Consider the following 26,852-nt stretch of genomic DNA (forward strand, 5'->3'; position numbering starts at 1 on the left):
CCCCCCCCCCCCCCCCCCCCCCCCCCCCCCCCCCCCCCCCCTTTTTGTTCCGTTCATGTCTCCTGGAGCATCCAAATTGGGAACAGCACGCCGTATACTGTATCCAGGGAGTCGCGGCCGGCCTCAATGGTGCCGCCCGGCCCGTCCAGAACGGTCACGGTGCAGACCGTCTCGGACAGATACTCCGCCTCGGCCAGCTTCTCCCGGAAGAGGGCCAGCGCATCCTCCGCCCAGGCCGCGTCATAGGCCGCATATCCCTCGTCTGTGGACGTATCCCCGGTGTAGCCCGCGTTGAACGCGTCCAGCCGCTCCCAGAGTGCATCGTTTACCCGCGCCAGCGCATCCACGGGCCGCACCGTTATCTCCACCTCGGAACCGTTTCCCGTCGGGACGGCGGCCCCCACGGTATAGTCCGCCTTGGCGTACAGCTCCTTCAGCAGGCCGGCCGCCTCTCCGCGGATCTCCTCGGTGGGGAATTCAATTATCAGCAGGTTGCAGAGCGCCTGTACGTTCTCCTCCGCAATTTGGGCGGACAGGCTCTCCTCCGTCTCCCCCAGGGCGGTCAGAAACTCCGGGTCATACCCACGCCCCAGTCGGGCATCCAGCAGGCACTGGACATAGCGGGCCGCGCCGAAATCGGCGGGCACGCCCGGCTCCACCTGGCCGGAGAGCACCTCGAGGCGCTCTACCGTCTCCCCCGCCGGAGGCGTGGTGACGGGCTGCGCAGCGGTTTCCGTGACCCTCCCGTTCAGGCTTAGCTCCACCTTCCCGATGTAAGCCCCAGTGAACTCCATCTCCAGCTCCAGACGCCCCGGAGCGGCATCCAGGGTAAAGCCGGCGTCGGCTGGGATGCCCAGCACATCCAGCTCCATCTGTCCGCTGCCGTCCAGCTTCTCCAGCGCACCGCCCCGCAGGACCGCCTCCCCATGCATGTCCAGAGCAGGCAGCCCCTCCACAGCGGGCGCGTCCTCCATAACACCCAGCATACGGGCCCGCTCCAGCAGGGCGGGCAGATCCACCGCCCAGCGATAGGTGGTCCGTCCACCGGAGGCGCTGCGGGTGAAGTTGCCGTCGTCCAGGAGCAGGCGGACGGGCAGGGCGGAGTCCATCACCGTCTCCCAGGGGCTGGAGCGGTAGTAATACCAGCTATGGCCGTACGCCTCCACCAGCAGCTCGCCCAGCGTCCCGGGGAGCGACAGGGTGTTCACGGCAGGCAGCTCCCCCACCTGAGTACTCACCCAAACGTCATCAGGTAACGGCTCTCCCTCCAGGCTATAGAGCTGTACGCCCTTTTGGTAGAGGGTGCCGCTCTCCCGGTCGTAGAGGGTGACGCTGTGGTTTTCGAGCTGGGCCAGCTCCTCCGGGGAGAGACCCGCAAAGAGGGTGTCCCCCAGACCGCCCAGATCCACCTGCTGCTCCTGCTCCATGCGGTAGCTGCCGTCCCGGGTGAGCTGTTTCACTTCCATCGTCAGCGAGGCGGTGTCGTGCTCCTCCTCCCCGTACAGGGTGGCGGAGAGGCGCATGGATGCTGTGGACTCATAGCCCTTGCCCGCCTCGCGGGGAATGGTATCCCGTATCGCAGCCCAAATCCCGTTGGCGGCGGTAAACCGGCTGTCCAGCTCCGCCGTCAGGGCGGCGTAGTCGGTCAGATGGGCCGCCTCATAGGTATCGTCCCAGTATACGTCCAGCCCCAGTGCCTCCGCCGCGGCCCGGACGGGGATGTAGGTGTGCCCATCCTGTACAAAGGGGGCCGCCCCCATGTCCAAGGTGGTGATCCGCCCGCCCTGGGTGACGGTCAGCTCAGTGGCCCCCAGGACCAGCTCCAGGCTGTCGCCGTTCTCCAGCACCGCCGCGATGCGGCTCCCGTCAAAGGCAACCTCCGCCCCCAGCCCCTCCAGAAAGGCCCGGAAGGGCACCATGGTGCACCCCGACGCGGCCAGGGGGGCCGTGCCGCCGAAGTCCAGATACGCCCCGTTCAGGCTCACATTGATGCCGTCGGGGTAGGGCATTCCCATTTCCTCCTTCTCCACCCGGAGGTACTCGTCCCAGGGGTCCCCGAAACGGGCATAGCTCCACCGATCGTAGTCCTCGTTGTACCGGTTCAGCGCCGCCCACATCTGGGCGTCGTACTCCGTCCAGTAGTCGTCCCACTGGCCGTCCGTCCAGGTCTCCTCCGCCGCGTCCTTCTGCTCCTGGGGCCACTCGCCCCAGGGGCCATACTGCTGGTACAGGCTGAGTTCGGCGTCCCCCTCCGCCGCCAGCGCCGGGGTAAGGCAGCCCAACAGCAAAAGGGCCGCCAGGGACAGGGCAAGTCTCCGTTTCATGGGTACAGCCTCCTGTCTATTTCGTTTTCCAAACTCATCGTATCACTTTTCTCTACCTTTGTCCATCCTCCTGCCCATTTTTTCATGCTTATTTCAGCTCAACCCGGATATCACCAAACAGAACATGATCCACCCGTTCCAGGGGGACGGGCGCGTCAAAGTAGGTGGTGCCCTCCATAAAGGTCCCGCCCGCCGTGCCGCTGCCGCCATCCACAGGGATTTCCGTCCCGTCGGCCAGCACCAGGCGGATCCCGGTGTCGGCCAGGGTGGCGCTCTCCGGGGTGTCATAGTGCATGCGGTAGGTGAGGCTGAGGGAGGAGAAGGACAGCTTTTCCAGCACCAGTGTGTTCTGGTGCGTCTCATCGTACCACACCGCCTCAGCGGTGTCCGCTTCCACCACCGCTCTGGGTTCGCCGGGAATCTCCAGACGGCAGCCACCGTACTGGAGGTGATCCAGCTCACGCAAATCCAGGGGCGCGTCAAAATTGCGGACGCCGGTAAAATAGTCGGTTCCGCCCTGTCCGTCGGGGCCGTGACTGCCCTTCCCACCGCCGCCGTCAATCGTCACGGAGGACCCGTCCTTGTAGACCAGTTCCAGTTGGAGATCGACAAACTCCCAGCTTTCCTCCACTGGGTAGGAGATGGTATAGGAGGCCGCCAGGGGGGAGAGCGTCAGTCCCTCCAGGGTGACCATCCGCTCCGTCTCCTCATCCCATCGGACGGCCCCTATGGTGTTGATCTCCACCTCCTTTCCCTGGTAGAAGGAGTCCAGGGAGAAGCTCCACTCCCCCTCCAGATACGTCTTCCCGGCATCCTCCGGCTCCCGGGGGCAGAGAATCAGGCCGGTGATGGTCAGGGTCTTGGAGGTGCCGTCCACCCAGTTGGCCCCGTTTGGTCCGCCCAGAAGCATGAACACCAGCTCCAGGGAGTTGTCCCCCGGGGTGTCGTCCGGGAGGAAGCGGGCCTTCTGCATGCCCCAGTTGAGCCGCTCCCCGGTGTCCGCGTCGACCAGCTCCACATCGTGGGCGATGTGATCCTCCTGCTCCCCCATGTCGGGCAGGACGGTGCCCTCCGGGGCCTCCAGCCGCAGGCGGAGGTAGAGGGTGTGCTCGTCGGCGACGGCGGCCAGGGGGGTGAGGGTGACGCCGTTGCTGGTGACGGGGGGCAGGTCGGTGGCGCCGATCTGATCCAGCAGCTCCTTCTGCCCGCCGTTCAGCGGGGCGCTCTCCAGGGTGAAGAAGGGGTCGAACAGCTCTCCCGGCCCCCAGAGGTGATAGGCCGCCATGGCCGATACGGTGAACACCGCCGCCAGGGCGGCGCAGGCCAGCAGCCGGACGCCCATGCGCCGGCGGGGCCGCTTGGTTTGTCTGATTTGTTCCATCGTTTTCTCCTTGATCCGCTCCGGGGACATCCCGGCGGGCGGCGGCAGCTCCACCGAGCCGTCTTCCCAGCCGTCCAGCAGGTCAGTCATCCGCACAGGCACAGGAATACCCCCTTTCCATCAGCAGCTCCTTCAGCTTCTTCCGCCCCCGGTGCAGGCGCACCTTCACCGTGGACGGCGGCATGGCCAGGGCCGCTCCGATGTCGGCGGCGGTCTGGCCGTAGTAGTAATGGCGCAGGAAGATGGCCCGATCCTGGGGCGGAAGTCCGTTCAGCAGCGCCCGGATCAGCTCCGCCCGCTCGGCCTGCTCCACGGCCTCCGCCGGGCCGGGCCGCCGGTCGGGCTCCAGCGCCAGCCAGTCCTCCTCCAGAGGCAGCTCACCGCCCAGCGCCCGCAGGCGGTTGAGGGCCTTGTTGCGCACCACCCGGCCCAGCCAGGGGCGGAGCTTGCCCGGTTCCACCTGCCCGGCGTGCTCCCACAGGGCCAGGAAGGCGTCGGACACCACCTCCTCCGCGTCTCTGGGGCGGCCCCGCAGAACAGAGCCCGCCAGGCCGCAGGCAAAGCCCATGTCCCGGTCCATCAGCTCCTCCAGGGCGGAGGGGTCCCCCCGCCGCAGGCGGCGCAACAGCTCCCGCTCCTCCAACCATACCACCTCCCTGCTCCGGTTTCGAGCGCGCTCTCACTGATCTTAACACAGAAACCGCCCCTGCGGTTTCACAGACTGTCAAAGAACCTTTCCCGGAGGAAAGCCTCGCAGAGTTCCTGCGGCCGCAGCCGCAGGAATCAAATGAAAATCCGTCATTTCCGGGGACATGCGCCTCGGAAATGACACCGCTCGCGCAAGATGGGCCGACTTTTCCCTCAGGAATCGAGGTCCATCTTGCGCGCATCCCTCTCAAAAAAGTGGCCGTGGCCACTTTTTTGACACGCTGAGAAACCGCCCCTGCGGTTTCATCCCTTCCCCTCCTTTTTCCCGGCGCGCCGCGTTCCGACCATATTTTTCCAAATACTGGGTTATACTGTCACTCAACGAGGGCGGACAAGCCTGATTTGGAAAAGGAGACGGAACCATGGCGACAAAAGAGAAACTCAAGACAAAGGCGGCCCGTGTCCGGGAGGAGGCCCGGGAGACCGGCAAGGTCATTCTGCGCGCCCCCGCCCTGGTGCGGGCGGCCGAGTGCGTCATCCGCTTCCTGCTGGGGGCCATGCTCTCCGGGGCGGAGATTTTCGGCGGATACGCCCCCTTCGGGCTGGGGCTGGTGGCGGCCTCCGGCTCGGGGCTGGACGGCTTCTGCGCCCTGCTGGGGGCCTGCTTCGGCTATCTCTCCTTCCAGGGCTTCGCCGAGGGGCTGCGGTACGTGGCCGGCTGCATCCTGGCCTTCTCCCTGGCCTTTGCCTTCTTCGACGTGAAGGCTTACCGCAAGAGCTGGTTCATGCCCCTGGCGGCGGCGGGGATGGACGGCATCACGGGCTTTGTGTACTTATCTGACCGGGGCTGGTCGCCAGAGGGCCTGATCTTCTTCGGCACCGAGCTGCTCCTGTGCGGGGCGTCGGCCTACTTCTACCGCATCGCCTTCACCCCCTGGACGGAGCAGCGGGAGGAGGAGGGCCTCACCCCCCGGCAGACGGTGAGCCTGCTCATTCTGGCGGGCACCCTGCTGCTCACCCTGTCCAAGATCACCCTGCTGGGCGACCTGTCGGTGGGCCGCTGCGCCGCCGCGGCGGCGGTGATGGCCACCGCCTGCAAGGGCGGCATCGGCGTGGGGGCCACGGTGGGGGTGGCCTGCGGCCTTGGGATGGATCTGGCGGCGGGGGGCATGCCCTTCTACTCCATGGCCTTTGCCCTCTCCGGGGTGATGTGCGGGGTGTTCCACCGGCAGGGGAGGCTGGCCGCCGCCCTGGCCTACGTGCTCTCCAATGCCCTGGCGGTGCTGTGGACCTGGTCGGAGGGCCTTCACCTCTCCCTGCTCTACGAGGTCTTTATCGCCTCGGTGGTCTTTCTGGTCCTCCCCGAGCGCGCCCTGCGCCAGGTGGGGGCGCTGGTGGCCCGGGAGCCCCGGCACGACACCCAGGAGCGGGCCCGCGCCTATGTCCGCGCCCGGATGGAGGCCACGGCAGCCGCCTTCAAGAGCCTGTACGAGTCCATGCGGTCGGCCTTCCACCCCGCCGCCCCCAATGACAACGACGCCGCATCCGTCTTCGATCGGGCGGCCGGGCGGATCTGCAAGCGCTGCCCTCTGCAAACCGCCTGCTGGCAGCGGGACTACGTCTCCACCTTCAACGCCCTCAACGACGCCCTCCCCGCCATGCTGGAGCGGGGCCGGGGGGAGAGTGGAGACTTCCCCGCCTACTTCTCCAACCGCTGCATGAAGTTCCCGGAGTTTCTCTCTGCCGCCAACGAGGAGCTGGCCGCCCTGCTGTGCCGGCGGCAGTTCCAGAGCCGCCTCAGCGAGAACCGCTCGGCGGTGTGCCGCCAATATGCCGAGCTGGCCGGGGTGCTGAACACGGCGGCGGCCGAGCTGGGGGCGGAGCTGGTACCCGACCCGGTGCGGGAAAAGCGCCTGCGGCAATACCTGACCGCCCAGGGCATTGATTGCCGCCTGGCCGCCTATTACGACCAGGCCGGGCACCTCCGCCTGGAGCTGGAGGGGGCGGGGCTGGCCCCCCTCCGCACCGAGGAGGGGACAGCCAAGCTTTCCAAGCTGGTGAACTTCCCCCTCCGGGCCGTGGAGGAGGGCCGCCGGGACCGGCTGGTGCTGGTACAGAGCGAGCCGTTGATGGCCGTGGCCGGGGTGGCCGCCAAAAAGAAGGACGGCCAGACCGTATCCGGCGACACAGGGGCCTGGTTCAAGCACGACGACGGCTCCCTCTATGTGCTCCTGTGCGACGGCATGGGCTCCGGCTCCCTGGCCGAGCAGGAGAGCGCCCTGGCCGTCCGCCTGCTGGAGCAGTTTCTCCGGGCGGGCGTCCGGCCGGAGAACGCCCTGCGCACCCTCAACTCCGCCCTGGCCCTGCGCAACGACGAGGCCGCCGGCGGCTTCACCACCATCGACCTGCTGCGGGTGGATCTGTTCACCGGTGAGGCCGGGGTGTACAAGTACGGCGCCGCCCCCACCTATGTGAAAAAGGGCTACTCCGTCAGCCGCATCACCGGCACGGCCCTCCCCGCCGGCCTCACCGCCGGGGAGGGGGTCTCCCCCCCCCCCCCCCCCCCCCCCCGACGACCGCACCGCTCTGGTCCTCAAGCTCGCCCGCCGGAACGGATGAAACAGCAGCCCCCGGAACCAAAAGGTTCCGGGGGCTGTTTTTTGTAGTCCGGCAGGTGCTCTCTGTTTGAAAACCTCTACCTTTTCAAACAAACGTCTGTCCTCATATTTTTACATAATATACCACAAATGAAGGGCAAAAACAAGCGCTATTGCTAAAAATTTAGCAATAGCTTTTGTTTTGTCTGCATGTTTTGACACTTCTGCCCGCAGGCTGAAAAAGCAGAGGTTTCCCAACAAAGCCCGAAAGAGGCGCAGCTCCTCGCCCTCCCCCTCCAAATGGTCATCCATTTTCGGATGTTTATATAGAGGCACCTGTTTTGAATAAGGAGGAACGTTTTTTATGAAAAAGCGAGTCTTGTCAGCGCTGCTCGCCCTTTCCACGCTGCTGACAACAGCACCCGCCGCATATGCGGCAGAGCCTGCCACCCAGTCGGACGGCGCCGAAATCGACTGGCCGGAGCCGACCTGCACCGTGGACTACAAGCCGCAGTCCGACACGGTAAGCTGTGAATTTGTCGAAGAAACCGGGGACGCGCCCGCCAAGCTGGTCTACACCATCCAGGAGGGTGCAGAGGGCGACCAGGTTCTCGAACTGAGCAAGCTGGCGGACGCCCTTGCAGATACCGTGCAGTATCCTGGTGACGCGGCGCAGTTTGACATTGAAATCCACAATGAGTCCGGGAATTCCTACCGCTACAAACCCGGCAGCTTCACCCTGGCATCCGCCGATACAAGCGGCATGGAACAGAGTGAACTGCTCCCCGTGCTGGGCTATGACGGACAGTGGATCCCCTTCCGTTTTACCAGCAGCATGGTTTCCAACCAGATGCTCAAAGACCTGTTTAACACCAGCTCGGTCAATATTTCGCTTGAGCAGATTGTCACCCTCTACGACACCCTGGCGGAAGAGGGTTATGACAGCCTGACAAACTACTTTGTGGCCTGGTATAACAAGAAGAACAGCACGGATTACGCCTCTTTTGACGCGATCATGGCGGTCGCCCCCGCCTTCTTTGAGGATATCCAGAAGGGCAATGCCATGAAATTCTCCTGCACCGCTGAACAATTTACTGAGTTAGAGGAGGCACACCCTGAAGTGATGCGCTGGGCCTACTTCCCCTCCGGAAAGGGGCCGGGAGACACCTTCCAGCTAAAGTGGCCGGAGTCCGGGCTTCAGACTGCCGGTTATGACGGCTGGTACCAGTCCATGTTTGCCTTCGCCTTCGGCGACGATATGGCCAACCTGAGCACATCCCCCTCCGGCCACACGTCCTGCCATGAGCGGGGCGTCGGCGACTACATGGAGGGAACCGACCTCTGGGAACAGACCGACGCATATTTCCGCGGGGACGGCCAGGCTCTGGCCCCCGAGTCCGGCTCAGTACTGAGCTACAGCGGCAAGTGGGCGCTGGATGGACCATGTATCAGGAACGCATATGCAAATTATGAATTCTCTTTCTACGGCTCCATCACCCTGGAGGAGGTCGGTCCGGTTACCATTACGCCGGTGGATATGACCCTGTATATCGGCGGCAGCTCCGACTATTGGGAGGACGTCGACGGCACCCACCTTCCCGACGCCGACAGCGGAATCCCCGCCCCCCATTTCTACGTGGAGAGCAGCGAAATCCCGGCGGAGCATCTGGCTGGCATCACCTTCCACGGCACCGGCGCGGACGGTACGGAAAAGTCCTGGAAGCTGGCGCCCTACGGCGGCGAAGGGGGCCAGCAGGCCATCGGCGAGGACGGCCGAAAGGTGTGGGATATCGTCTCGGCGGACCCCGCCACCGCCGCCGATGCCTCCTGCCTCTACTTTGCGGATGAGGCGTGCACCATTCCCGCCAGTACAGACAACATCGCCGGAAACCACTTCACTCACCTCTATGCCGCCATCAGCACATCCGACGCCAGCGGTGCGGGCAACCCCGGCCTGTATGCCGAGGTGAACGGCCAGAAATACGCCCTGCGGTACGGCGTTGGCACGCTGACCGTCCGCTCGGTGACCAATGACGCCACCGGGGGTGAGCCCTACACCTTCGACGCAGTTCACAGTGCGCACAGCACCGTGGAGGCGGCCGCCGGCGACACAGCCGCAGCGGAGACCGCCACGGACGGCGGCTCCAACGCGGGCGTAGTTGCGCCCGCGGGCACGAAGTACACCGTCAACGGCCACGAGAACTGGGCGATGGTGGGCGATGAGCAGCCAAGCATCCTGTTCGACGACGTGCTCAGCAGCTACGAGCTGGACGGCGGCGCGGAATCCGAGGTGGGCCAGACCATGCTGGAAAAGGCCGTCATCGACAACGCCGACGCGCTTGGTCTGGACAACCCCAACGACCGCCAGTATGAGAGCAAATACTTCGACTTGGTGGACGCCGGAGACGGCAACGTCTGGGTCAAGGCTGACCGGCAGCTCGTCATCTACTGGCCCTACCCCGACGGGATCACCTATGAGACGGCGGGCAGCTATGACTTCGACGTGTTCCACTTCACCGGCCTGCACCGCGAGTACACAACCAACGGCGAGGTGCAGGCGATGGTGAATCAGGCGGCCGCAAACATCAACAATGAAAAGGGCGAGGCCGCCAGCAACAAAACGCTCTCCCTGCAGGTGGAGGAGGTCGTGCTGACCGAGCACGGCATCCAGCTCATTGTGGATCAGGACCGTTACGGCTTCTCCCCCTTTGTGCTGTCCTGGGCAAAAAAGGACACCGGCGGCGGGGATCACGGCGGCGGGGATCACGGCGGCACCACCTACTACACCCTGCGCTATGAGAGCAACGGCGGCACGAAGTACGACAGTGAGCGGTACCGCCGCAACACCCTGGTAGAGCTGGACAAGCAGCCCGTCCGGGAGGGCTACACCTTTACCGGCTGGTACGCCGACAAGGCCCTGACCGAGCCCATCGACGACATCCGCATGACCTCCAACAAGACCGTGTACGCCGGCTGGGAAAAGACCGGCGTGCCCGACCGGCTCAACGGCGACGACCATTTCGCCTACATCATCGGCCGGGACGACGGCCTGGTTCACCCCGAGGCCACCATCACACGGGCCGAGGTGGCCACCATCTTCTTCCGCCTGCTCACCGACGAGGCCCGGGCGGAGTACCTGACCGAGACCAGCCCCTTCCACGACGTGGCCCCCGACGCGTGGTACGCCACCGCCGTGGCCACCATGGAGGCCATGGGCATCGTGGAGGGCCGCGCCCCCGCGGTCTTTGACCCCGACGCACCCATCACCCGGGGCGAGTTCGCGGCCATCGCGGCCCGCTTTGACAGTGCGCCCTATGACGGCGCGGACCGCTTCACCGACATCGGCGGCCACTGGGCGGCGGAGTACATCAACCAGGCGGCGGTGAAGGGCTGGGTGGAAGGCCAGCCGGACGGCAGCTTCGCCCCTGACCGGAGCATCAGCCGGGCCGAGGCGATGACACTGGTGAACCGGGTGCTGGGCCGCCTGCCCGAGACCGCGGACGATCTGCTGGACGGCATGATCACCTGGCCCGACAACCCGCCGGATGCCTGGTACTATCTGGCGGTCCAGGAGGCCACCAACAGCCACGACTACGGGCGCAAGGCCGACACTGTCCACGAAACCTGGACCGGCCTCCAGCCTGTGGAGGACTGGACACGCTACGAGCAGTAAGCCTGCTTTTCCGCAAAAAAACGCCTGTACCGACATGGTACAGGCGTTTTTTTGCGCTGTCTTACTGCTTGGAGAAGTGCTCCTTGCCGACGCCGCAGAGAGGACATACCCAGCTCTCAGGCACGCTCTCCCAGGCGGTGCCGGGGGCCACGCCGTTGTCGGGATCGCCCTCAGCGGGGTCGTACACGTAGCCGCAGATATCGCAGACATACTTATCCATGGTTATAGTCTCCTTTTTGATCAAATCGCAATTCATAGTATCACCCGGAGGCCGGGAATCCATGCCTTGCCGAACCCCCGCCTTTGTGGTATGATACATTTACTATTTATAACACATTGGGGGACACTGTGAAAATAGGCAAAATCACCATAAATTCAAAGCTGGCTTTGGCGCCCATGGCCGGAGTGACCGATCTGGGCTTCCGGACGGTGTGCCGGGAGCTGGGGGCGGGGTACACCGTGACGGAGATGGTCAGCGCCAAGGCCCTGTGCTATCAGGACAAAAAATCCCTTCCCCTGCTGGAGCTGGGCGAGGGGGAGCACCCGGCGGCGGTGCAGCTCTTCGGCAGCGACCCTTACTGCATGGAGCAGGCGGCGGGCATCGCCGCGGAGAAGTCGGGGGCGGACATTCTGGATATCAATATGGGCTGTCCGGTGCCCAAGGTGGCCAACTCCGGGGATGGCTCCGGCCTGATGAGGAACCCCGAGCTGGCGGTGAAGGTGGCCGAGGCGGTCATCCGGGGGGCGGGCGGACGGCCCGTCACCGTCAAATTCCGGCTGGGCTGGGACAAGGGCTCCATCAACTGCGTGGAGTTCGCCCAGGCCATGGAGGCCGCCGGTGTGGCCGCCGTGGCGGTCCACGGCCGCACCAAGGTGCAGATGTACTCCGGCCGGGCCAACTGGGACTATATCCGGGCGGTAAAGGAGGCCGTGTCCATCCCCGTCCTCGCCAACGGCGATGTCTTTGAGCCGGAGGACGCGGTTCACATTCTCAAATACACCGGGGCCGACATGGCCATGCTCGGCCGGGGCTGCTTCGGCAATCCCTGGCTCTTTGCGCGGGCCCAGGCCGCCCTGGAGGGGCGGCCGGTCCCGCCCCTGCCGCCGCTGGCCCGGCGGTGCGAGACGGCGGTGCGGCAGTTCCGCCTCTCCGCCGCTCAGAAGGGAGAGCACATCGCCTGCCTGGAGGCCCGGAAGCACTACGCCTGGTACCTCAAGGGGGTTCCCTACGCGGGGTATTATAAGGAACAGATCAGCAAAATCTCCACTCTGGAGGACATTGACCGCATCACCGCAGGCATACAGCGGGATCTGAGGGACTGACCGCCGGCAAACGCGCCGGCAAGGAGGTGAGAAAGGCATGACCGAGGAACAGGCGCTGGTACAGCGGGCCCGGCAGGGGGACGAGGGGGCCTTCGCCGCCCTGGTGGAACAGAATCAGGGGCGCATCTACCATCTGGCCCTGCGTATGACGGGCAATCCCGACGACGCGGCGGAGCTGTGCCAGGAGGCCTTTCTCAACGCCTGGAAGGGCCTGGGGAAATTCCAGGGGGAGAGCTCCTTCTCCACCTGGCTCTACCGGCTGACCAGCAACGTGTGCATCGACTTTCTGCGGCGGGAGAAGCGGCGTAGCACCCTGTCCATGACGGTCTCCCTGGACGATGAGGAGGGCGCCCGGCAGGCCGAGCTGCCCGACGAGCGGTACAGTCCCCACCGCCAGGCGGAGCAGCAGGAGCTGCGGGACACCCTGCGGGCGGGCCTGCGGGCCCTGTCGGAGGAGCACCGGCAGGTGCTGATTCTCCGGGAGCTGGAGGGCCTCTCCTATGGGGAGATTGCCGCCCTGCTGGGGGTGGAGGAGGGCACCGTCAAGTCCCGCATCGCCCGGGCCCGGCTGGCCCTGCGCAAATATTTGCTGGAACAGGGGAACTTTTTCGGCTCCCCCTCGTCCAAAGCATAAACCAGATCCACGGGACGGAAAGGAGGCGGCGGCATGCTGACCTGTGAACAGGCGCTGGAGCTCATCAGCGCGCAGCTCGACGGGGCGCTGACGGCGGAGGAGGCCGGGGCTCTGGACGAGCACCTGGCCCAGTGCCCGGCGTGCCGGGCGCTTCGGGCCGATCTCTCCACCCTGCACCAGCTTCTGCCCACTCTGGCGGAGGAGCCCCCCGCCGGGCTGAAGGACGATATCATGAAGGCGGTCCACGCCTCCAAATGCACCCCCTTCCACACCAGAAAGCGCCAGTGGCGCTGGCGCTCCTGGGCCTCTCTGGCCGCGGTGCTGGTGCTTGTACTGGTGGGCGGGCAGGCCGTGCACCTCTGGAGCCCTCCGGGCAGCTCCGGGAGCGTACCCAGAGCCAATCTTGCCGGGTTGACCGGAGCGGCCTCCGGCGGGAGCGCCGGACAAACCGCCCCGGCTCAGGAGGACCGCGCGGGCCCCGCCGGGGAGCCCGCCGAGGCCGCCAGCGGCAGCGCCGACGGCGCCAACCGGAAGGACAGCTCCGCCGGTGAGAGGCCCCAGAACCGGGACGTGACGCCACCCGCCGACGGGCCGGAGGGCAGCCAGATGCCGGCGTCTGCTCAGGAGCCGTCTGTCTCCGCGCTCCAGCCTACCCCGTCCGCGGGGCCCTCCGTCATGTCCCTGATGCCCGAGGACGCCCCGCAGGACACCCATCCCCCCTCCTCCGCCCTGACGGAGGAGGGCGCACGCCAGGCGCTGCTGGAGTGGCTGGGCCAGCCCGACGCGCCTCTAACCTCCCTTGGCCGGTCGGAGGACGGGACGGCCTACCGCTTCCAGACGGAGGACGGGGCTCTTTACTCCGTCCCTCTGGACGGGAGTCCCATCACTGCGGAACCCTCCTGACCTGCACACGCGGCCGGTGTTACCGGCCGCGTGTTTTTATTCGGCTGCGGCACATTGAGTCTGTCTCCCCGCTCGGCTCCGGCCCCAAGCTTGTCTCCCGGCGGACATTCCCTCCCCCTCTCCCGCGTGCAAATTTCCCCCCTGCGGACTGCGGCGGGGTATTTTGCGCGATTTTTCTAAAATTTCAGTTGTATCTCCGGTTGATTTAATGTATAATGAACAACAGGCAGTCCTCCGTCCCCCTCGGGAGCCCTGCCCAGACGATTCCAAATGTAAGGAGAGGAAACAAGTATGAGCTATTCCGTACAAAACATCCGCAACGTCTGTCTGCTGGGCCACGGTGGAAATGGTAAGACCTCCCTGGCCGAGAGCATGCTGTATTTGACCGGTGGCACCGTGCGGCTGGGCAATCCCGCCGACGGGAATACCGTTTGCGATTACGACCCCGAGGAAACCCGCCGTCAGATTTCCATCTCCACCGCGGTGGCTCCCGTGGAGTACAACGGCTGTAAGATCAACGTGCTGGACACGCCGGGCTACTTTGACTTTTCCGGCGAGGTGATCGAGGCCCTCCAGGTGGCCGACGCGGCCATCATCGTCTGCTCCGCCAAGGCGGGCATGAGCGTGGGCGCGGAGAAGGCGTGGAAGCTGTGCGAGCAGCGCAGGCTGCCCCGGCTGCTCTACATCTCCAAGACCGACGAGGAGAACTCCGACTACAACGCCGCCTTCGATACCCTGCGGGAGCGCTTCGGCAAGAATATCGCCCCCGTGGCCGCCCCCATCTGGAACGCGGACAAGAAGGTCATCGGCTTTATCGACGTGCTCCACAAGCGCGCCTTTGAGGCCGGCCCCAAGGGCGAGCGCATCGAGATCGACGTCCCTGACGACAAGAAGCCCGTGCTGGACGAGCTGTACGACGCCCTCAAGGAGTCGGTGGCTGAGACCAGCGAGGAGCTGATGGACAAGTATTTCTCCGGTGAGGACTTCACCTACGCCGAGATGATCCAGGGTCTGCGCCAGGGCGTGAAAGACCTGTCCCTCTTCCCCGTTGTGTGCGGCTCCGCCGTCTCCGGCCTGGGCACCCGCATGCTGCTGGACATCATCGTGGAGCTGCTGCCCTCCCCCCTGGAGGGCCGCCCCCTCATGGGCGAGAACGCCGACGGCGAGGTGGACGAGTTCGTGCCCTTCCCCGGCGCCCTGCCCGCCGCCCTGGTGTGGAAGACCGTCTCCGACCAGTACGGCAAGTACTCCTTCGTGAAGGTCATCTCCGGCAACCTCAAGCCCGACATGCAGCTGGTCAATTCCCGCACCGGCGCCACGGAGAAGCTGGGCCGCCTGTACGTGATGAAGGGCAAGAAGGCCGAGGAGGTCAAGGAGCTGGAGTGCGGTGACATCGGCGCCATCGGCAAGATGGAGAAGGTCAAGACCGGCGACACCCTCTCCGATCCCCGCAAGGTGGTCAAGCTGGAGCCCATCCCCTTCCCCGAGCCCTGCTACTCCGTGGCCATCACCCCCAAGACCAAGGGCCAGGAGGACAAGATCGCCGCCGGCCTCATCCGCCTGAACGAGGAGGATCTGACCTTCAACTGGGTCAACAACGCCGAAACCCGCCAGATGGTGGTCTCCGGCACCGGCGACATGCAGATGGACGTGATTCTCTCCCGGCTGAAGAGCCGCTTCGGCGTGGACGCCGAGCTCTCCGAGCCCCGGGTGCCCTACCGCGAGAAGATCCGCAAGAAGGTGGAGGTGCAGGGCCGCCACAAGAAGCAGACCGGCGGCCACGGCCAGTTCGGCGACGTGTGGATGCGCTTTGAGCCGGGCGACACCGAGGAGCTCCAGTTTTGCGAGGAGGTCGTGGGCGGCGCGGTGCCCAAGAACTACTTCCCCGCCGTGGAGAAGGGCATGCGGGAGGCCGTGGTTCACGGCGTGCTGGCCGGCTACCCGGTGGTGTACCTGAAAGCCACCCTGTACGACGGCTCCTATCACCCGGTGGACTCCTCCGAAATGGCTTTCAAGACCGCCGTGCAGATCGCCTACAAGACCGGTATGCCCCAGGCCAGCCCTGTGCTGCTGGAACCCATCGGCGAGCTGAAGGTCACCATCCCCGACAGCTACATGGGCGACGTCATCGGCGATCTGAACAAGCGCCGGGGCCGCGTCATGGGCATGAACCCCGACGGCGAGGGCAACCAGATCGTGGAGGCCGAAGTGCCCATGGCCGAGATGGGCCGCTATGCCATCGACCTGCGCTCCATGACCCAGGGCCGCGGTTCCTTCACCTTCCGCTTCGTCCGCTACGAGGACGCCCCTCCCGCCGTCCAGGAGAAGGCCATCGAGGCCGCCAAGGCGATGCAGGACGAGGCCGACTAACCCAATATGTAAAAAGGGCCGGGCTGATTTCAGCCCGCCCCTCTCTTTAAAGCAGCGTATCCCCCGCCGCTTTGCCCATCCGGCCACCCGATGATACCGGGCAGATCACAGTCCGCTTGGGGTACGCCCCTTGTGTCCTGGCGAATACAGGCCGAATTTATTCCATGCATACCATTCCGCTAGCTCCTGCTCTGACCGAAATTTCAGCAGCCGCAGTATCTCTTTTGCCAGCTCCAGCGCTCCGAATCCGTTGGCGGTAAGAATGCCGTTGTCACAAACCGCCTCCGCCTCAACGAAATATGCCTCCCCTTTATAGTGCGGAGCCTGGGATTTGAGGAAGGGCAGGGTATTCCCAGTATGTCTGCGCTGGTCTAAAAAACCGTTTTCCGCCAGGAAGTTTACCGCGTTGCAAATTGCAGCCACCGGGATATGGCATCTGACCAGTTCCCGTACAACCGGCAAGACAGCGTCATTTTTCCGCTCCAGCCACGCTGTCCCGCCGGTCAGCAGCAGCAGGCCGGCATCCCGCGGATAGTCAGCGACAGTAAAATCGGGCGTGACACGGAAGCCCCCCATAGACACCTTGGGCGCCCGGTCAAGCCCAATGGTTTTCACCGCATATCCAGTTCCAGGTGCATTTAACTGCGCACATACATAGGCCGGTTCCCAGTCCGCATAGCCATCAAAAATAAATACCAGGATTTGTTTCATCCCTTCATACCACCTTTCTGTAGACAGCTTAACACAAAAAAGGTGACAGCTTAGCTGTCACCTTTTGTAAAAGTCGTTTATCTTTTTCAGCTCATCTCTGAGCTCCTCACGGAGCTCAGGTGGCGCGACCACCCTGACCTTGCCCAGCAGCCCCATGACAAGCTCCCGTGCAAAGGAAAGTTCGGGGGCATAAAAACAGATCCGGCCGGTGTCACTCCCCCCACCAGGCGCATCCAACAGGCAGGCATCTATTTTCTCTGTCAGGGTAAATGCGTCCCGGCGCTCATATTCCAGGACAATCTGGTAATATCCGTCCTTTTTCACGGCAGACAGGCCGCCCCCTCCAAACCGCTGTTCAAATGTTGTTTCGTCCATTTGGCGCGTGGAAAAGCGCTCCCCATAGGGGACGCAGGAGACGATACGCCTGAGCTTAAACAGGCGGAACGCGCTTCGCTCCCGACAGAACGCATACAAATACCAGTCAGACTGTTTGAACACCAGCTTATGGGGTTCTACCAACCGGGTCCGGCGCCCTGTTTTTGACACATAATCCATTTTGCACACCATGCGGTTACAAATTGCGCGGTGCAGCTCAGAGAGCTTTTTCCAGGTAATGCTGTCCGTAAACCACGGGGTGTAGTCAAGCAGATAGCGGCTGCGGGAGCGTGCGTCAGTCTCCGGGACCGGAACCAGTCTGGCCAGCAGTGCCGAAACCGAGCCATCTCCGACAAGGCTCTTTAATCCATCCAGGGCGGTAAACAGGCTAGCGATATCCTCCCTGGAAAGCAGTCTTTTGTCTTGCCGGTATCCCTTCAGGATGGAGACTCCGCCCCCTCTCCCCGACCGTGAGGCAACAGGGAACCCCGCATCGTTCAGGGTTTCAATATCTCGGAGGATCGTCCGCCTGGATACCTCAAACCGCACCGCCAACTCCTGAACCGTTATATGCTCTACCTCGGCAAGTACCGAGAGCAGCCCCAACAGACGGTATATTCTCATTTTGCTCTCCTTTCCCCTGAAAGCAGAAGGAACAGATTTCTCACCAGTTTAAAAGCTGGTGAGAAATCCGTTCTTTTCGATGACGGGCACACTCCGGATCTGCGGAAGTGCCAGTGCTCAACCATTCTTCCTACTTGTGGTAAAGCTTGTTGGTCTCATACTGGGGCTCGCAGGTGAGGCGCAGGCCCAGGCGGCTGTAGGTGCTGCTGTCCACCGGGGAGAGGATGACGGTGGAGTGGGCCTCGCACCCCCGCAGGGCGGAGAGCTGATCCAGCGCCCGCTTGGCCAGCGGGTTGGTGGTGGCGGAGATGGCCAGGGCGATCAGCGTCTCATCGGAGTGGAGCCGGGGGTTGACGGAGCCCAGGTGGTTGACCTTCACGGCCTGGATGGGCTCGATGGCCTCCCGGGAGATGAGGTGGTGCTGGTGATCAATGCCCGCCAGGCGCTTGAGGGCGTTGAGCAGGGTGGCGGAGGAGGCGCCCATCAGGTCGGTGGTCTTGCCGGTGACCACCTCGCCGCTGGGCAGCTCAATGGCTCCGGCGGGGTTGCCGGTCTCCTCGGCCACCTGGGCGGCGGCGGCCACCACGGGCCGGATGGAGGGATCCACATGGGCCTGCTGCATGAGCAGCTCCAGCTTGTTCACCAGCTCGTCGCCAGCGGCGCCCACCCGGCGGTCGCACAGGGCGGTGTAGTAGCGGCGGACGATCTCCTGCCGGGCCGCGGCACAGACCGCCTCGTCGTCCACGATGCACTTGCCCGCCATGTTCACCCCCATGTCGGTGGGAGACTTGTAGGGGCACTCCCCCATGATCCTCTCAAACATGGCGGAGAGGACGGGGAAGATCTCCACGTCCCGGTTGTAGTTCACCGTAGTTTCGCCGTAGGCGGCCAGGTGGAAGGGGTCGATCATGTTCACATCCCCCAGATCGGCGGTGGCCGCCTCATAGGCCAGGTTCACCGGGTGCTGGAGGGGCAGGTTCCAGATGGGGAAGGTCTCAAACTTGGCGTAGCCCGCCTTGATCCCCCGCTTGTAGTCGTGGTAGAGCTGGGAGAGGCAGACGGCCATCTTGCCGCTGCCGGGGCCGGGGGCCGTCACCACCACCAGGGGACGGCTGGTCTCGATATAGTCGTTTTTGCCGTAGCCCCCGTCGCTGACAATCAGGCCGGTGTTGTGGGGGTAGCCTGCGATGGGGTAGTGGAGGCAGGTCTGCACCCCCAGGTGCTCCATCCGGCGGCGGAAGGCGTCGGCGGCGGGCTGTCCGGCGTACTGGGTGATCACCACGCTGCCCACCAGCAGGCCCTCCCCCCGGAAGGCGTCGATGAGCCGCAGCACGTCCACGTCGTAGGTGATGCCCAGATCGCCCCGGATCTTGTTCTTCTCGATGTCGCTGGCGCAGATGGCGATGACCACCTCCACCGAGTCCCGCAGCTCCTTGAGCATACGGATCTTGCTGTCCGGCTCGAACCCGGGCAGCACCCGGGATGCGTGGTGGTCGTCAAAGAGCTTGCCGCCGAACTCCAGATAGAGCTTGTTGCCGAACTGGCGGATCCGCTCCCGGATGTGGGCCGACTGGAGCTCCAGATACTTCTGATTGTCAAAGCCGAGCTTGTCCATCTTTCTCATCCTCTCCTGTCATTCATTCAATCTGTTATTTTACCACATCCGCCGTCCCCCTCAAAGCCCTTTTTCCCATTTCGGCAAAATTGACAACCGCTCTTGACAGGTAGCTCCTACAGGTGTAGTATCATTACGAATGCGACAACTGTAGGAGGGCTGTGACATGAAGCTGAGTGACAAGGAGTGGAGGGTGCTGAACGCCCTCTGGGTGGCCCCGGAGGGGCTGGCCCTGGGGGCCGTGGTGGACGCTCTGCGTCCGGATACGGGCTGGAGCCGCAGCACGGTGCTGACCTACCTCACCCGCATGGAGGCCAAGGGCCTGGTGGACATCCGCAAGGAGGACTTCCCCCACCGCTACCGGGCGGCGGTGAGCCGGGAGGACTGCGCCGCGGCGGAGCGCCGGGGCCTGCTGGAGCGGGCCTACCAGGGCTCGGCGGGCAAACTGGTGGCCGCCTTTTTGAAGGACGAGAAGCTCACCCCTCAGGAGCGGGACGAGCTGCGGAAGCTGCTGGACGAGATGGAGGTGTGAGCCGTGGACAACCTCTGGTCTGTTCTCGCTCAGACCCTGGCCCTGTCCGTGGCGGCGGCGGTGCTGCTCGCCGCAAAGCGCCTCTTTCTGGACAAGCTCTCCCCCCGGTGGCAGTACGGGGTGTGGGCCATTCTGGCCCTGCGCGCCCTCCTGCCCGCCGGCCTGCTGGGCCGCACCCTGGTGCCCGGCGGGCGGGCGGTGCTGGAGGCGGCCAGGCTCCAGGTGGAACTCCCCCTGTCCTCCGTTCTCACCGATCCCTACGGCGTAACGGAGGTGCTGGCCCCGGTGCCCCTCTTTCCCCGCGGCCTGCCTGTGCCGGGGAGCATCACCGACGTGTTCTTCTACGTCTACGCCGCCGGGGTGCTCCTGCTGGCCCTGTGGTTTTTCCGGTCCTACACGCGCCTGCGCGCTGCCATCCGGCGGGGCCTCTCCCCCGCCCCGGAGGTGCTGGCCCAGGTGGAGGGCGTAGCGGCGCGGTACGGCCTGAAGGCCCCCCGGCGGGTGGTGGTGCTGCCCGGGCTGGAGAGCGCCTTCGTCTGCGGCCCCCTGCGCCCGGTGCTGGCGCTCCCCGACCGGCCGGTGGACGACAAGGTGCTCCTCCACGAGCTGCTCCACCTCCGCCATGGCGACGTGTGGGCCGGGGTGGGGGTGTGCGCCCTGCGGTGCCTGCACTGGTGCAACCCACTGATCTGGTACTGCTGCGACCGGATACAGAACGACTGCGAGGCCCTCTGTGACCAGCGGGTGCTGGAGCGGCTGGAGGGGGAGGAGCGCCGCGCCTACGGCGTGATTCTCCTGTCCATGGCCGACGGCCGGTACGCCCGCGCCCCCGGCACCTCCTCCATGGCCAACGGCGGGCGCAACATCAAGGCCCGCATCCAGGCTATCGCCCGCTTCAGGCGCTACCCCGCCGGGATGGCCCTGGCCTCGGGCTGTGTGGCCGTGGTGCTGGCCCTCACCTGCCTGGGGGGTACCGGCGGGGCGGTGGAGGTGCCCGGCGGAACCGACCGGGGCGCTCTTGCCCTGGCTCAGGCACAGCTCAACCGCCCCACCACCGTGGCCGGAGCCTTGGACACCTATGCCAAGGCGCTGCTCAGCGACAGCCCCCTGTACTATGCCATGGTGCTGCCGGAGGAGGGGCGGGAGGCCGTTTGGAAGGACACCCTGGTCCCCTACCAAGAGGTGGAGCTGGAGGACTCCCCTTTCTGGACTCTGGGGTTCCACTGGCACCGCCCCGCCTGGCAGGCGGAGTGGTCGGTAATGAACCTCCTGCCTGACGGGGCGGAGGGCTATACCGGAACGCTGTTTTTCTCCCCTCTGTCGGAGGACAACACCTATGGCATCGTATACCAGCAGGTGGCGGTACGGCCCGACGGGGACTTCTGGACAGTGGAGCCGCTGGGGGATCTGACCGTGCGGCCGGACCCCAACCAGGAGGGAATTTACCTCTGTCCCAGTTCGGAAGCGCCTTACACCACCTATGTGGCAGAGACTGTAACTCTTCACGTGGAGGTAGATGTCCAACTCCAGCTCAACGTGAACAACGCCATATTCTCCACATCCACTGACCTGCCCGCCTGGGCTTCCACCTATCAGCTTGACCCGGTCCCCCATCCTGACGCCAGCTTCACCACAATGCGCGATGCCCTCGGCCTCCGGGTCAGCCGGAAAGACACCGGCGAGGCCGTGGATCTCATGGTGGATGCCATCCTTATGGCCCACCCCGCCGCCCCGGCGGCGGCTCTGCTGGACACCCCATACCAGTACACGCTTGTCCCCGGCGAGCTATATGAAGGGCCCAATATGGAGCTGTCAGCCATGCCTGCCGCCCTGGCTCTGACCTTTACCTACAACGGCCATACCTACACCTGCACCGCCTATCCCGCGGAGGTGACGCCATGAATCACGCAGGTATTCGGAGCGCCCTGAGCCGCATCGCCTGGGCCTATCTCCTCATCCATCTGCACTTCCGCCTGAACAACCTGGATCTGCTCCCCGACTGGGCGGGCTACCTCCTGATTTTCTCCGCGATCGGTCTGCTGGCCGGGGAGCTGCGGGATCTGCCCCTGCTCAGGCCCTTCTGCATCCTGCTGGGCGCGGTGTCCGGGGTGGACTGGCTGGCCTTTCTCCTCACCGGCGTGGAGTTCACCGGCCGCTTCTTTCTCCTCTCCACCCTGATCACCTGTGTGGCCCTCTATTTCCACTTCCAGCTGCTCACCGATCTGGCCGCCCTAGCCGACCGGCAGTCGGGGGAGAGCGGCCTCTCCCCCCTGGGACGCCGCCTGCGGGTGTGCCGCAGCATCGACGCGGTGCTCCGGGTGGCCGTCTGCCTGCTGCCCTATGCGGCCGGCTGGCGGTGGGCAGAGCCGTTGCTTCTCCTGCTGAGCCTGCTCTGGCTGGGGGTCTGCGCGGTGATCGTCTGCGGCCTGTTTTCCCTCCGCGCCCTCTTTCCCGTGGAGGAACCGGAGCCATGAGTCAGAAAGAAGCAGCGCCGCCCGATGGGCGGCGCCGCGCAGCCTGTCGAAAACGTCTTTTCGACAGGCTACGGGACTTTTTGAACCTTCAAAAAGGTTCAAAAAGTCGGTTGATCAAACGCGAAAGAAAACCCTGACGGTTTTCTTTCACACTATCTTTCCCTCCGAAACCTTCGCCTGAAAAGTTTATCAACAGCCTCAGCAGCACCGCCCGATGGGCGGCGCTGCTTCTTTTATTTTTGCTCCATATGGCTCTTGACCCGCTGGATGATCATGTCCAGGGCCACCGCGTTTTTGCCGCCCTCCGGCACAATGAGGTCGGCGTAGCGCTTGGAGGGCTCCACAAACTGCTCGTGCATGGGCTTGACGGTGGTGAGGTACTGCTGCACCACCGAGTCCAGAGAGCGCCCCCGCTTTTTCACATCCCGCATGATGCGGCGGAGGATGCGCACATCCGCGTCGGTGTCCACAAAGAGCTTGATGTCCATCAGCTCCCGCAGGGCGGGGTCCACGAAGATCAGAATCCCCTCCACCAGAATCACTCGGGCGGGCCGCACCTCCACCGTCTCCGCCGCCCGGTTGTGCACGGTGTAGTCGTAGGTGGGACTGTGAACAGCCTCCCCACGCCGCAGCGCCTGGAGGTCGGCGATCAACAGCTCCGTGTCGAAAGCGTCCGGGTGGTCGTAGTTGAGCCTGCACCGCTCCTCATAGGGCATGTCGTCGTGCTGCTTGTAGTAGTTGTCGTGGTAGAGAATCGACACATCTTCCCCAAAGTGCTCCTTCAGCCGCAGGGTGAGGGTTGTCTTGCCCGACCCGGTTCCCCCCGCGATGCCGATAATCATGGTTTCCATGCTTCCGCCCCCCTGTTTTTTCTACAGTATAACACAGGGCGGCGGGAGGTACAAGCCTCCCCCCCCCCCCCCCCCCCCCCTGTCCGGCTAGGGTTTGAGCACAATGCGCCGCGGACCCCGGGGGCGCACCCGCCCGACGGCGGCGGCGGTCACCCCCGCGTCCGCCAGGCGGCGCAGCAGCTCCGCCCCCCGCTCCTCCGTAATGGCCAGGAGCAGGCCGCCGGAGGTCTGGGGGTCGTAGAGGCAGTCCAGCACCGCCTGTGGGAAGCTCCCCGCCGTCTCCACCTCCGGCCCGGCAAACTCCAGATTGCGGTAGGCCCCCGCCGGGATGATGCCGTCCCGGGCCAGCTCCAGGGCCTGGGGCACGATGGGCACCCGCCCCGGCCAGAGCTCGATGGTGCACCCGGCCCCCTCCGCCATCTCCCTGGCGTGGCCGATCAGACCGAAGCCCGTCACATCGGTGCAGGCGCTGGGCCGCAGGGGCACGGCCGCCCGGGCCGCGTCCCGGTTGAGCGCCGCCATCAGATCCGTCATCGCCCGGTACTCCGCCCCGCTCAGCAGCTCCGCCTTGGCAGCGGTGGTCAGGATACCGGTACCCAGGGGCTTGGTGAGCACCAGCAGATCCCCCTCCCTGGCCCCCCGGTTGGTCAGTACCGCTCCGGGGTGGACCAGGCCGCTGACGCACAGGCCGTACTTGGGCTCCGCGTCCTCGATGCTGTGGCCGCCTGCGGTCACTGCGCCAGCCTCCGCCACCTTGGCCGCGCCCCCCTCCAGGATGGCCCCCACCGCCTCCCGCGGCAGGCAGGAGGGGACGGCCAGCAGATTCATGGCCAGCCTGGGCTCGCCCCCCATGGCGTACACGTCGGAGAGGGCGTTGGCCGCCGCGATCTGCCCAAAGTCATAGGGGTCGTCCACCACCGGCGGGAAGAAATCCACCGTCTGGATCAGCGCCAGCTCATCCGTGAGGCGGTACACCGCGGCGTCATCGCTGGAGTCGTAGCCCACCAGCAGGTTGGGCTCAAGCGTCCGGGGCAGCCCGGACAAAATCTGTTGCAGGACACCCGGTCCCAGCTTGGCCCCTCACCCACCGGCCGTGGTCATGGCGGTCAGGCGCAGCTTCTCATACGGCATAGACTCACCCCCTCTCTTTTTTATAGTGTACCACAGCCTCCAGGCAAAAGGCAACCATACCGCGCCGCACCCCCCTCCCCCTCCACGCATACGCTGGAGTGAGAAACTAGAGACTTGGAGGGTCATTTATGCAAGCGGAAGCAAAGGTTTGTTTTTATCTGGGCGCCAATTCCCCCACCGGCTTCTACTCCCTGTACGACCAGCTGCTTGAGCCCGAGCAGGCCGAAACCATCTACATATTGAAGGGCGGGCCGGGCTGCGGCAAGTCCTCCCTGATGCGCCGGGTGGCCCAGGCCATGGAGGAGAAGGGGGCTTCGGTGGAGTACATCGCCTGCTCCGGCGACCCGGACTCCCTGGACGCGGTGGTGTTCCCCGCCCTGAACACCGCCATTGTGGACGGTACCGCTCCTCATGGCTGAGCAACAGAAGGATACTTTAGGTATCTATCTTTGTGTCATCGGTTATCTGTCCCTGCACCGGCCGGTTCATTTCGATCCAAACCCGGTTTACCTCTTCCATACAGGTAAAATAGAGACTGGTCAGCAGATTCGTAGGAATTCCAAGCTCTCCGGTCAGTCTATCAATCTTTTCCCAATCCGCATGTTCATAGCTCAGGGCCAGATCGTACAGCATTCCAGCCCGGCCGGTATGCTGTAAAAGGGCCTCCTTAGCCTCCGCACACAGAGGAATGGGCTTCAGAATCTCCGCCAGCGGAGCATCAATGAGATAATTCAGGGTAGAAAACATCCCCATTAAGTAGGCATCCGGCTTGGAGATCGGCATATCCTTTGCGTAGTTCATCAGCTTGCTACAGAAGTTGGCCCGCATGAACGACATTCTGAGAAACTCCTCCGCGCCCTCCTCCATCTGATTCTCGGCATTGCTGGCGCTCAGCAGGTAGACCCATTGACGCAGTTCGCTCAGGCCCATAGTCATGATCGCCTGGCGTACGCTGGTTACCCGGTGGCGGAGCGCATAATAGCAGGAGTTTGCCATCCGCAGCAGGCCATAGGTCAGCGTAGCATCTACGGAAATAATCTGCTCAATCTCCTCCACATCCGGCTCGTCCCGCGTCATCGCCACCATTAGGCGGAAGAAGTTGCTCTGCAAATATCCGCTGCTGTGGGTCTGTGTGGTCAGCTTTTCCGCCACATAGGGGCCCTCCAGGGCATCCACCCCCAGCTTGACGGCCTTCTGGTAGGTTTCCTCCCGGTCAATCCCCACGGCGATACACTGCTTTTTCATGCTGTGGGCGATGTCGATGATGTTTTTCAGCGTCAGCTCCGGCGTGGTCTGGATGTTCAGCTTAATGTAGTCGATCCGGTCCAGGATTCCCAGATAGCGCGGGGCAAACTGGAATTCATTGACCGCCACCTGATAGCCCTCTTTTGCATACTGCTGCACCATATGCATGGCCAGGGGATGAATGATAACGCTGTCGTCAATCTGGATCACCAGCTCCCCCTTGTCAAAGAGGTGGGGCGTTTTTTTCATCAGAAGCGTGGTGGTGAAGGTCATAAAATTCAGTGAGCCGCGCAGCAGCTTATCGGTATTCATGGTGAGGAAATTGTAAATGGTGTCCGCTGCGGCAAAGTCGTTCTCCCTGACGTTTTTGCCGTTGTCGCCAAAGGCCTGGTTTTCCCCATGGTACTGGATCTCATAGCCGATGATCTTATTTGCCTGGTCTTTGATGGGCTGACGAACGATATATTTGCTGCTCATGCCTGTCCTGCCTCCCGCTTCCGTCTGCTGCGCTCCAAAAGATGGTCCACAATTCCGATCAAATGCCCGATTTCCGGCTTGCTCAACTGCTCATCCGCACCGACCTCTTTGCCCTTGCGGCGCATCTCCTCTGTAATCAGGGAGGAGAAAATGATCACTGGAATGGCCTGTAGCTCTTTATCCTCCTTGATCCGCTTGGTGAGGTTATGGCCGTCCATCTGGGGCATCTCCAGGTCGGTAATCACAATAGAAACCTGTCCGGTGGGGCCCCCGCCGTCCTTACACGCCTGCAGCGCCTCCCACAGCTCTGCGCCGTTTTGGAACATGCGCAGGTTGGTATACCCCGCCTTAGTCAGCGCGGTACGGATCATCTGGGACAGTAGGATGGAGTCCTCCGCGACCCAGACCGGCTCGCTTCGCTTCTCCCGCTTACCCATAGCATCCACCTCACTGAGCTGGATACCGGTCTCCGGCGCAATCTCGGCCACAATCTTTTCAAAATCCAGAATCGTGACCAAGTCCTTGCCGCACTGAGCGATTCCGGTGGCAACCCCGTCTGCGCCCCCGGAAACCGTGTTGTCCGGCTTCTGGATGTCCCGCCACGAGATACGGCTGATCCCCACTACCGTATGGACGCGGAAGGCAATGTGCATTTTATTGAAATTGGTGATAATGAAGAGATCCTTTTCCCCTTTGGGTTCGGTATGTCCACTGAGATACTCCGGCAGATCCACCACGGTAATCACGATGTCCCGGGGTTTAAAAATCCCTTCCACTGCCGGGTGGGCATGGGGCATTGGGTGCACCGGCGCCGACAGCATAATCTCACGCACCTTGGCCACATTGATCCCGTAGAGATTTCCGTCAATGGTAAACTCCATGATCTCAATCTCGTTTGTCCCCGTCTCCAATAAAATTCCGTCTTTGTTGTTTTCCATGACCCATTCCCCCACTTTCAGATTGT

Annotated in this window: 21 protein-coding genes; 10 read left to right on the plus strand and 11 right to left on the minus strand. The window is 63.9% G+C overall.

The window, feature by feature from the left end:
• Positions 1-53: 53 nt before the first annotated feature.
• The 3 genes from ACESY8_RS09415 to ACESY8_RS09425 all read right to left on the minus strand — a co-directional run bounded on the left by ACESY8_RS09415 (position 54) and on the right by ACESY8_RS09425 (position 4,357).
• On the minus strand, positions 54-2,324 hold the full coding sequence (locus ACESY8_RS09415) for a copper amine oxidase N-terminal domain-containing protein (RefSeq protein ID WP_054339351.1): 2,271 nt from the start codon (positions 2,322-2,324) through the stop codon (positions 54-56).
• Positions 2,325-2,412: 88 nt separating this feature from the next.
• Positions 2,413-3,807: a DUF4179 domain-containing protein gene (locus ACESY8_RS09420; protein WP_434307776.1), complete on the minus strand. Its 1,395-nt coding sequence runs from the start codon at positions 3,805-3,807 to the stop codon at positions 2,413-2,415.
• Positions 3,788-4,357: an RNA polymerase sigma factor gene (locus ACESY8_RS09425; protein WP_044945252.1), complete on the minus strand. Its 570-nt coding sequence runs from the start codon at positions 4,355-4,357 to the stop codon at positions 3,788-3,790. The genes ACESY8_RS09420 and ACESY8_RS09425 overlap by 20 nt, the downstream gene beginning before the upstream one ends.
• A 418-nt stretch (positions 4,358-4,775) precedes the next feature.
• On the opposite strand from ACESY8_RS09425, the gene ACESY8_RS09430 reads away from it, so the two are divergent.
• Positions 4,776-7,019 carry a SpoIIE family protein phosphatase gene (locus tag ACESY8_RS09430; RefSeq protein WP_498794718.1) on the plus strand — a complete coding sequence of 748 codons (2,244 nt, stop codon included), beginning with the start codon at positions 4,776-4,778 and terminating at the stop codon, positions 7,017-7,019.
• A 295-nt stretch (positions 7,020-7,314) separates the two neighbouring features.
• On the plus strand, positions 7,315-10,623 hold the full coding sequence (locus ACESY8_RS09435; RefSeq protein ID WP_204681602.1) for an S-layer homology domain-containing protein: 3,309 nt from the start codon (positions 7,315-7,317) through the stop codon (positions 10,621-10,623).
• Positions 10,624-10,684: 61 nt separating this feature from the next.
• Here the strand turns inward: ACESY8_RS09435 and rd are convergent, their stop codons facing one another.
• The gene (gene rd, locus ACESY8_RS09440; RefSeq protein WP_009260651.1) at positions 10,685-10,843 is read right to left on the minus strand and encodes a rubredoxin; all 159 of its coding nucleotides are present in this window, start codon (positions 10,841-10,843) and stop codon (positions 10,685-10,687) included.
• Positions 10,844-10,971: 128 nt separating this feature from the next.
• On the opposite strand from rd, the gene dusB reads away from it, so the two are divergent.
• From dusB to ACESY8_RS09460, 4 genes are all read left to right on the plus strand, one after another.
• Positions 10,972-11,946 (plus strand): tRNA dihydrouridine synthase DusB, encoded by a 975-nt coding sequence (gene dusB, locus ACESY8_RS09445; RefSeq protein WP_009260650.1) that lies wholly within the window; start codon positions 10,972-10,974, stop codon positions 11,944-11,946.
• A 37-nt stretch (positions 11,947-11,983) separates the two neighbouring features.
• Positions 11,984-12,580 (plus strand): RNA polymerase sigma factor, encoded by a 597-nt coding sequence (locus tag ACESY8_RS09450; protein WP_007494176.1) that lies wholly within the window; start codon positions 11,984-11,986, stop codon positions 12,578-12,580.
• A gap of 33 nt (positions 12,581-12,613) precedes the next feature.
• A complete protein-coding gene (locus ACESY8_RS09455; protein WP_054339344.1) occupies positions 12,614-13,483 on the plus strand; it encodes a zf-HC2 domain-containing protein in 870 nt (289 codons plus the stop codon).
• Between the two features lie 291 nt (positions 13,484-13,774).
• Positions 13,775-15,853: an elongation factor G gene (locus ACESY8_RS09460; RefSeq protein WP_498794719.1), complete on the plus strand. Its 2,079-nt coding sequence runs from the start codon at positions 13,775-13,777 to the stop codon at positions 15,851-15,853.
• A gap of 105 nt (positions 15,854-15,958) precedes the next feature.
• Here ACESY8_RS09460 and ACESY8_RS09465 read toward each other — a convergent pair whose 3' ends face one another.
• The 3 genes from ACESY8_RS09465 to ACESY8_RS09475 all read right to left on the minus strand — a co-directional run bounded on the left by ACESY8_RS09465 (position 15,959) and on the right by ACESY8_RS09475 (position 19,178).
• Positions 15,959-16,564, minus strand: coding sequence for a type 1 glutamine amidotransferase family protein (locus ACESY8_RS09465; protein ID WP_007494186.1), 606 nt, complete (start codon positions 16,562-16,564; stop codon positions 15,959-15,961).
• A gap of 57 nt (positions 16,565-16,621) precedes the next feature.
• Positions 16,622-17,563, minus strand: a complete 942-nt coding sequence (locus ACESY8_RS09470; RefSeq protein ID WP_009260646.1) for a helix-turn-helix transcriptional regulator — start codon at positions 17,561-17,563, stop codon at positions 16,622-16,624.
• Between the two features lie 130 nt (positions 17,564-17,693).
• Entirely contained in the window at positions 17,694-19,178 is a 1,485-nt protein-coding gene (locus ACESY8_RS09475; RefSeq protein WP_054339343.1) for a DUF1846 domain-containing protein, read from the minus strand.
• Positions 19,179-19,344: 166 nt separating this feature from the next.
• On the opposite strand from ACESY8_RS09475, the gene ACESY8_RS09480 reads away from it, so the two are divergent.
• Genes ACESY8_RS09480 through ACESY8_RS09490 form a run of 3 tightly spaced genes read left to right on the plus strand, consistent with a single transcriptional unit; the run spans position 19,345 to position 22,184 of the window.
• Positions 19,345-19,710 (plus strand): BlaI/MecI/CopY family transcriptional regulator, encoded by a 366-nt coding sequence (locus tag ACESY8_RS09480; protein ID WP_009260644.1) that lies wholly within the window; start codon positions 19,345-19,347, stop codon positions 19,708-19,710.
• A 3-nt stretch (positions 19,711-19,713) separates the two neighbouring features.
• Positions 19,714-21,612, plus strand: coding sequence for a M56 family metallopeptidase (locus tag ACESY8_RS09485; RefSeq protein ID WP_054339342.1), 1,899 nt, complete (start codon positions 19,714-19,716; stop codon positions 21,610-21,612).
• Entirely contained in the window at positions 21,609-22,184 is a 576-nt protein-coding gene (locus ACESY8_RS09490; protein WP_204681612.1) for a hypothetical protein, read from the plus strand. Before ACESY8_RS09485 ends, ACESY8_RS09490 begins: the two co-directional genes overlap by 4 nt.
• 233 nt (positions 22,185-22,417) lie before the next feature.
• Here ACESY8_RS09490 and udk read toward each other — a convergent pair whose 3' ends face one another.
• Positions 22,418-23,035 carry a uridine kinase gene (udk, locus tag ACESY8_RS09495; protein WP_054339427.1) on the minus strand — a complete coding sequence of 206 codons (618 nt, stop codon included), beginning with the start codon at positions 23,033-23,035 and terminating at the stop codon, positions 22,418-22,420.
• 87 nt (positions 23,036-23,122) lie between these two features.
• On the minus strand, positions 23,123-24,166 hold the full coding sequence (gene selD / locus ACESY8_RS09500; RefSeq protein WP_082382948.1) for a selenide, water dikinase SelD: 1,044 nt from the start codon (positions 24,164-24,166) through the stop codon (positions 23,123-23,125).
• Positions 24,167-24,294: 128 nt separating this feature from the next.
• On the opposite strand from selD, the gene ACESY8_RS09505 reads away from it, so the two are divergent.
• Complete coding sequence (locus ACESY8_RS09505) at positions 24,295-24,585, plus strand: P-loop domain-containing protein (RefSeq protein ID WP_007489287.1); 291 nt, start codon at positions 24,295-24,297, stop codon at positions 24,583-24,585.
• A 16-nt stretch (positions 24,586-24,601) separates the two neighbouring features.
• On the opposite strand, the gene ACESY8_RS09510 is transcribed toward ACESY8_RS09505, so the two are convergent.
• On the minus strand, positions 24,602-25,888 hold the full coding sequence (locus tag ACESY8_RS09510) for an EAL and HDOD domain-containing protein (RefSeq protein ID WP_007489285.1): 1,287 nt from the start codon (positions 25,886-25,888) through the stop codon (positions 24,602-24,604).
• Positions 25,885-26,826 (minus strand): chemotaxis protein, encoded by a 942-nt coding sequence (locus ACESY8_RS09515; protein WP_007489284.1) that lies wholly within the window; start codon positions 26,824-26,826, stop codon positions 25,885-25,887. Before ACESY8_RS09515 ends, ACESY8_RS09510 begins: the two co-directional genes overlap by 4 nt.
• Positions 26,827-26,852 lie beyond the last annotated feature (26 nt).

This window comes from Clostridium sp. ATCC BAA-442, assembly GCF_964239415.1.
Classification (GTDB): Bacteria; Bacillota; Clostridia; order Oscillospirales; family Oscillospiraceae; genus Flavonifractor; species Flavonifractor plautii.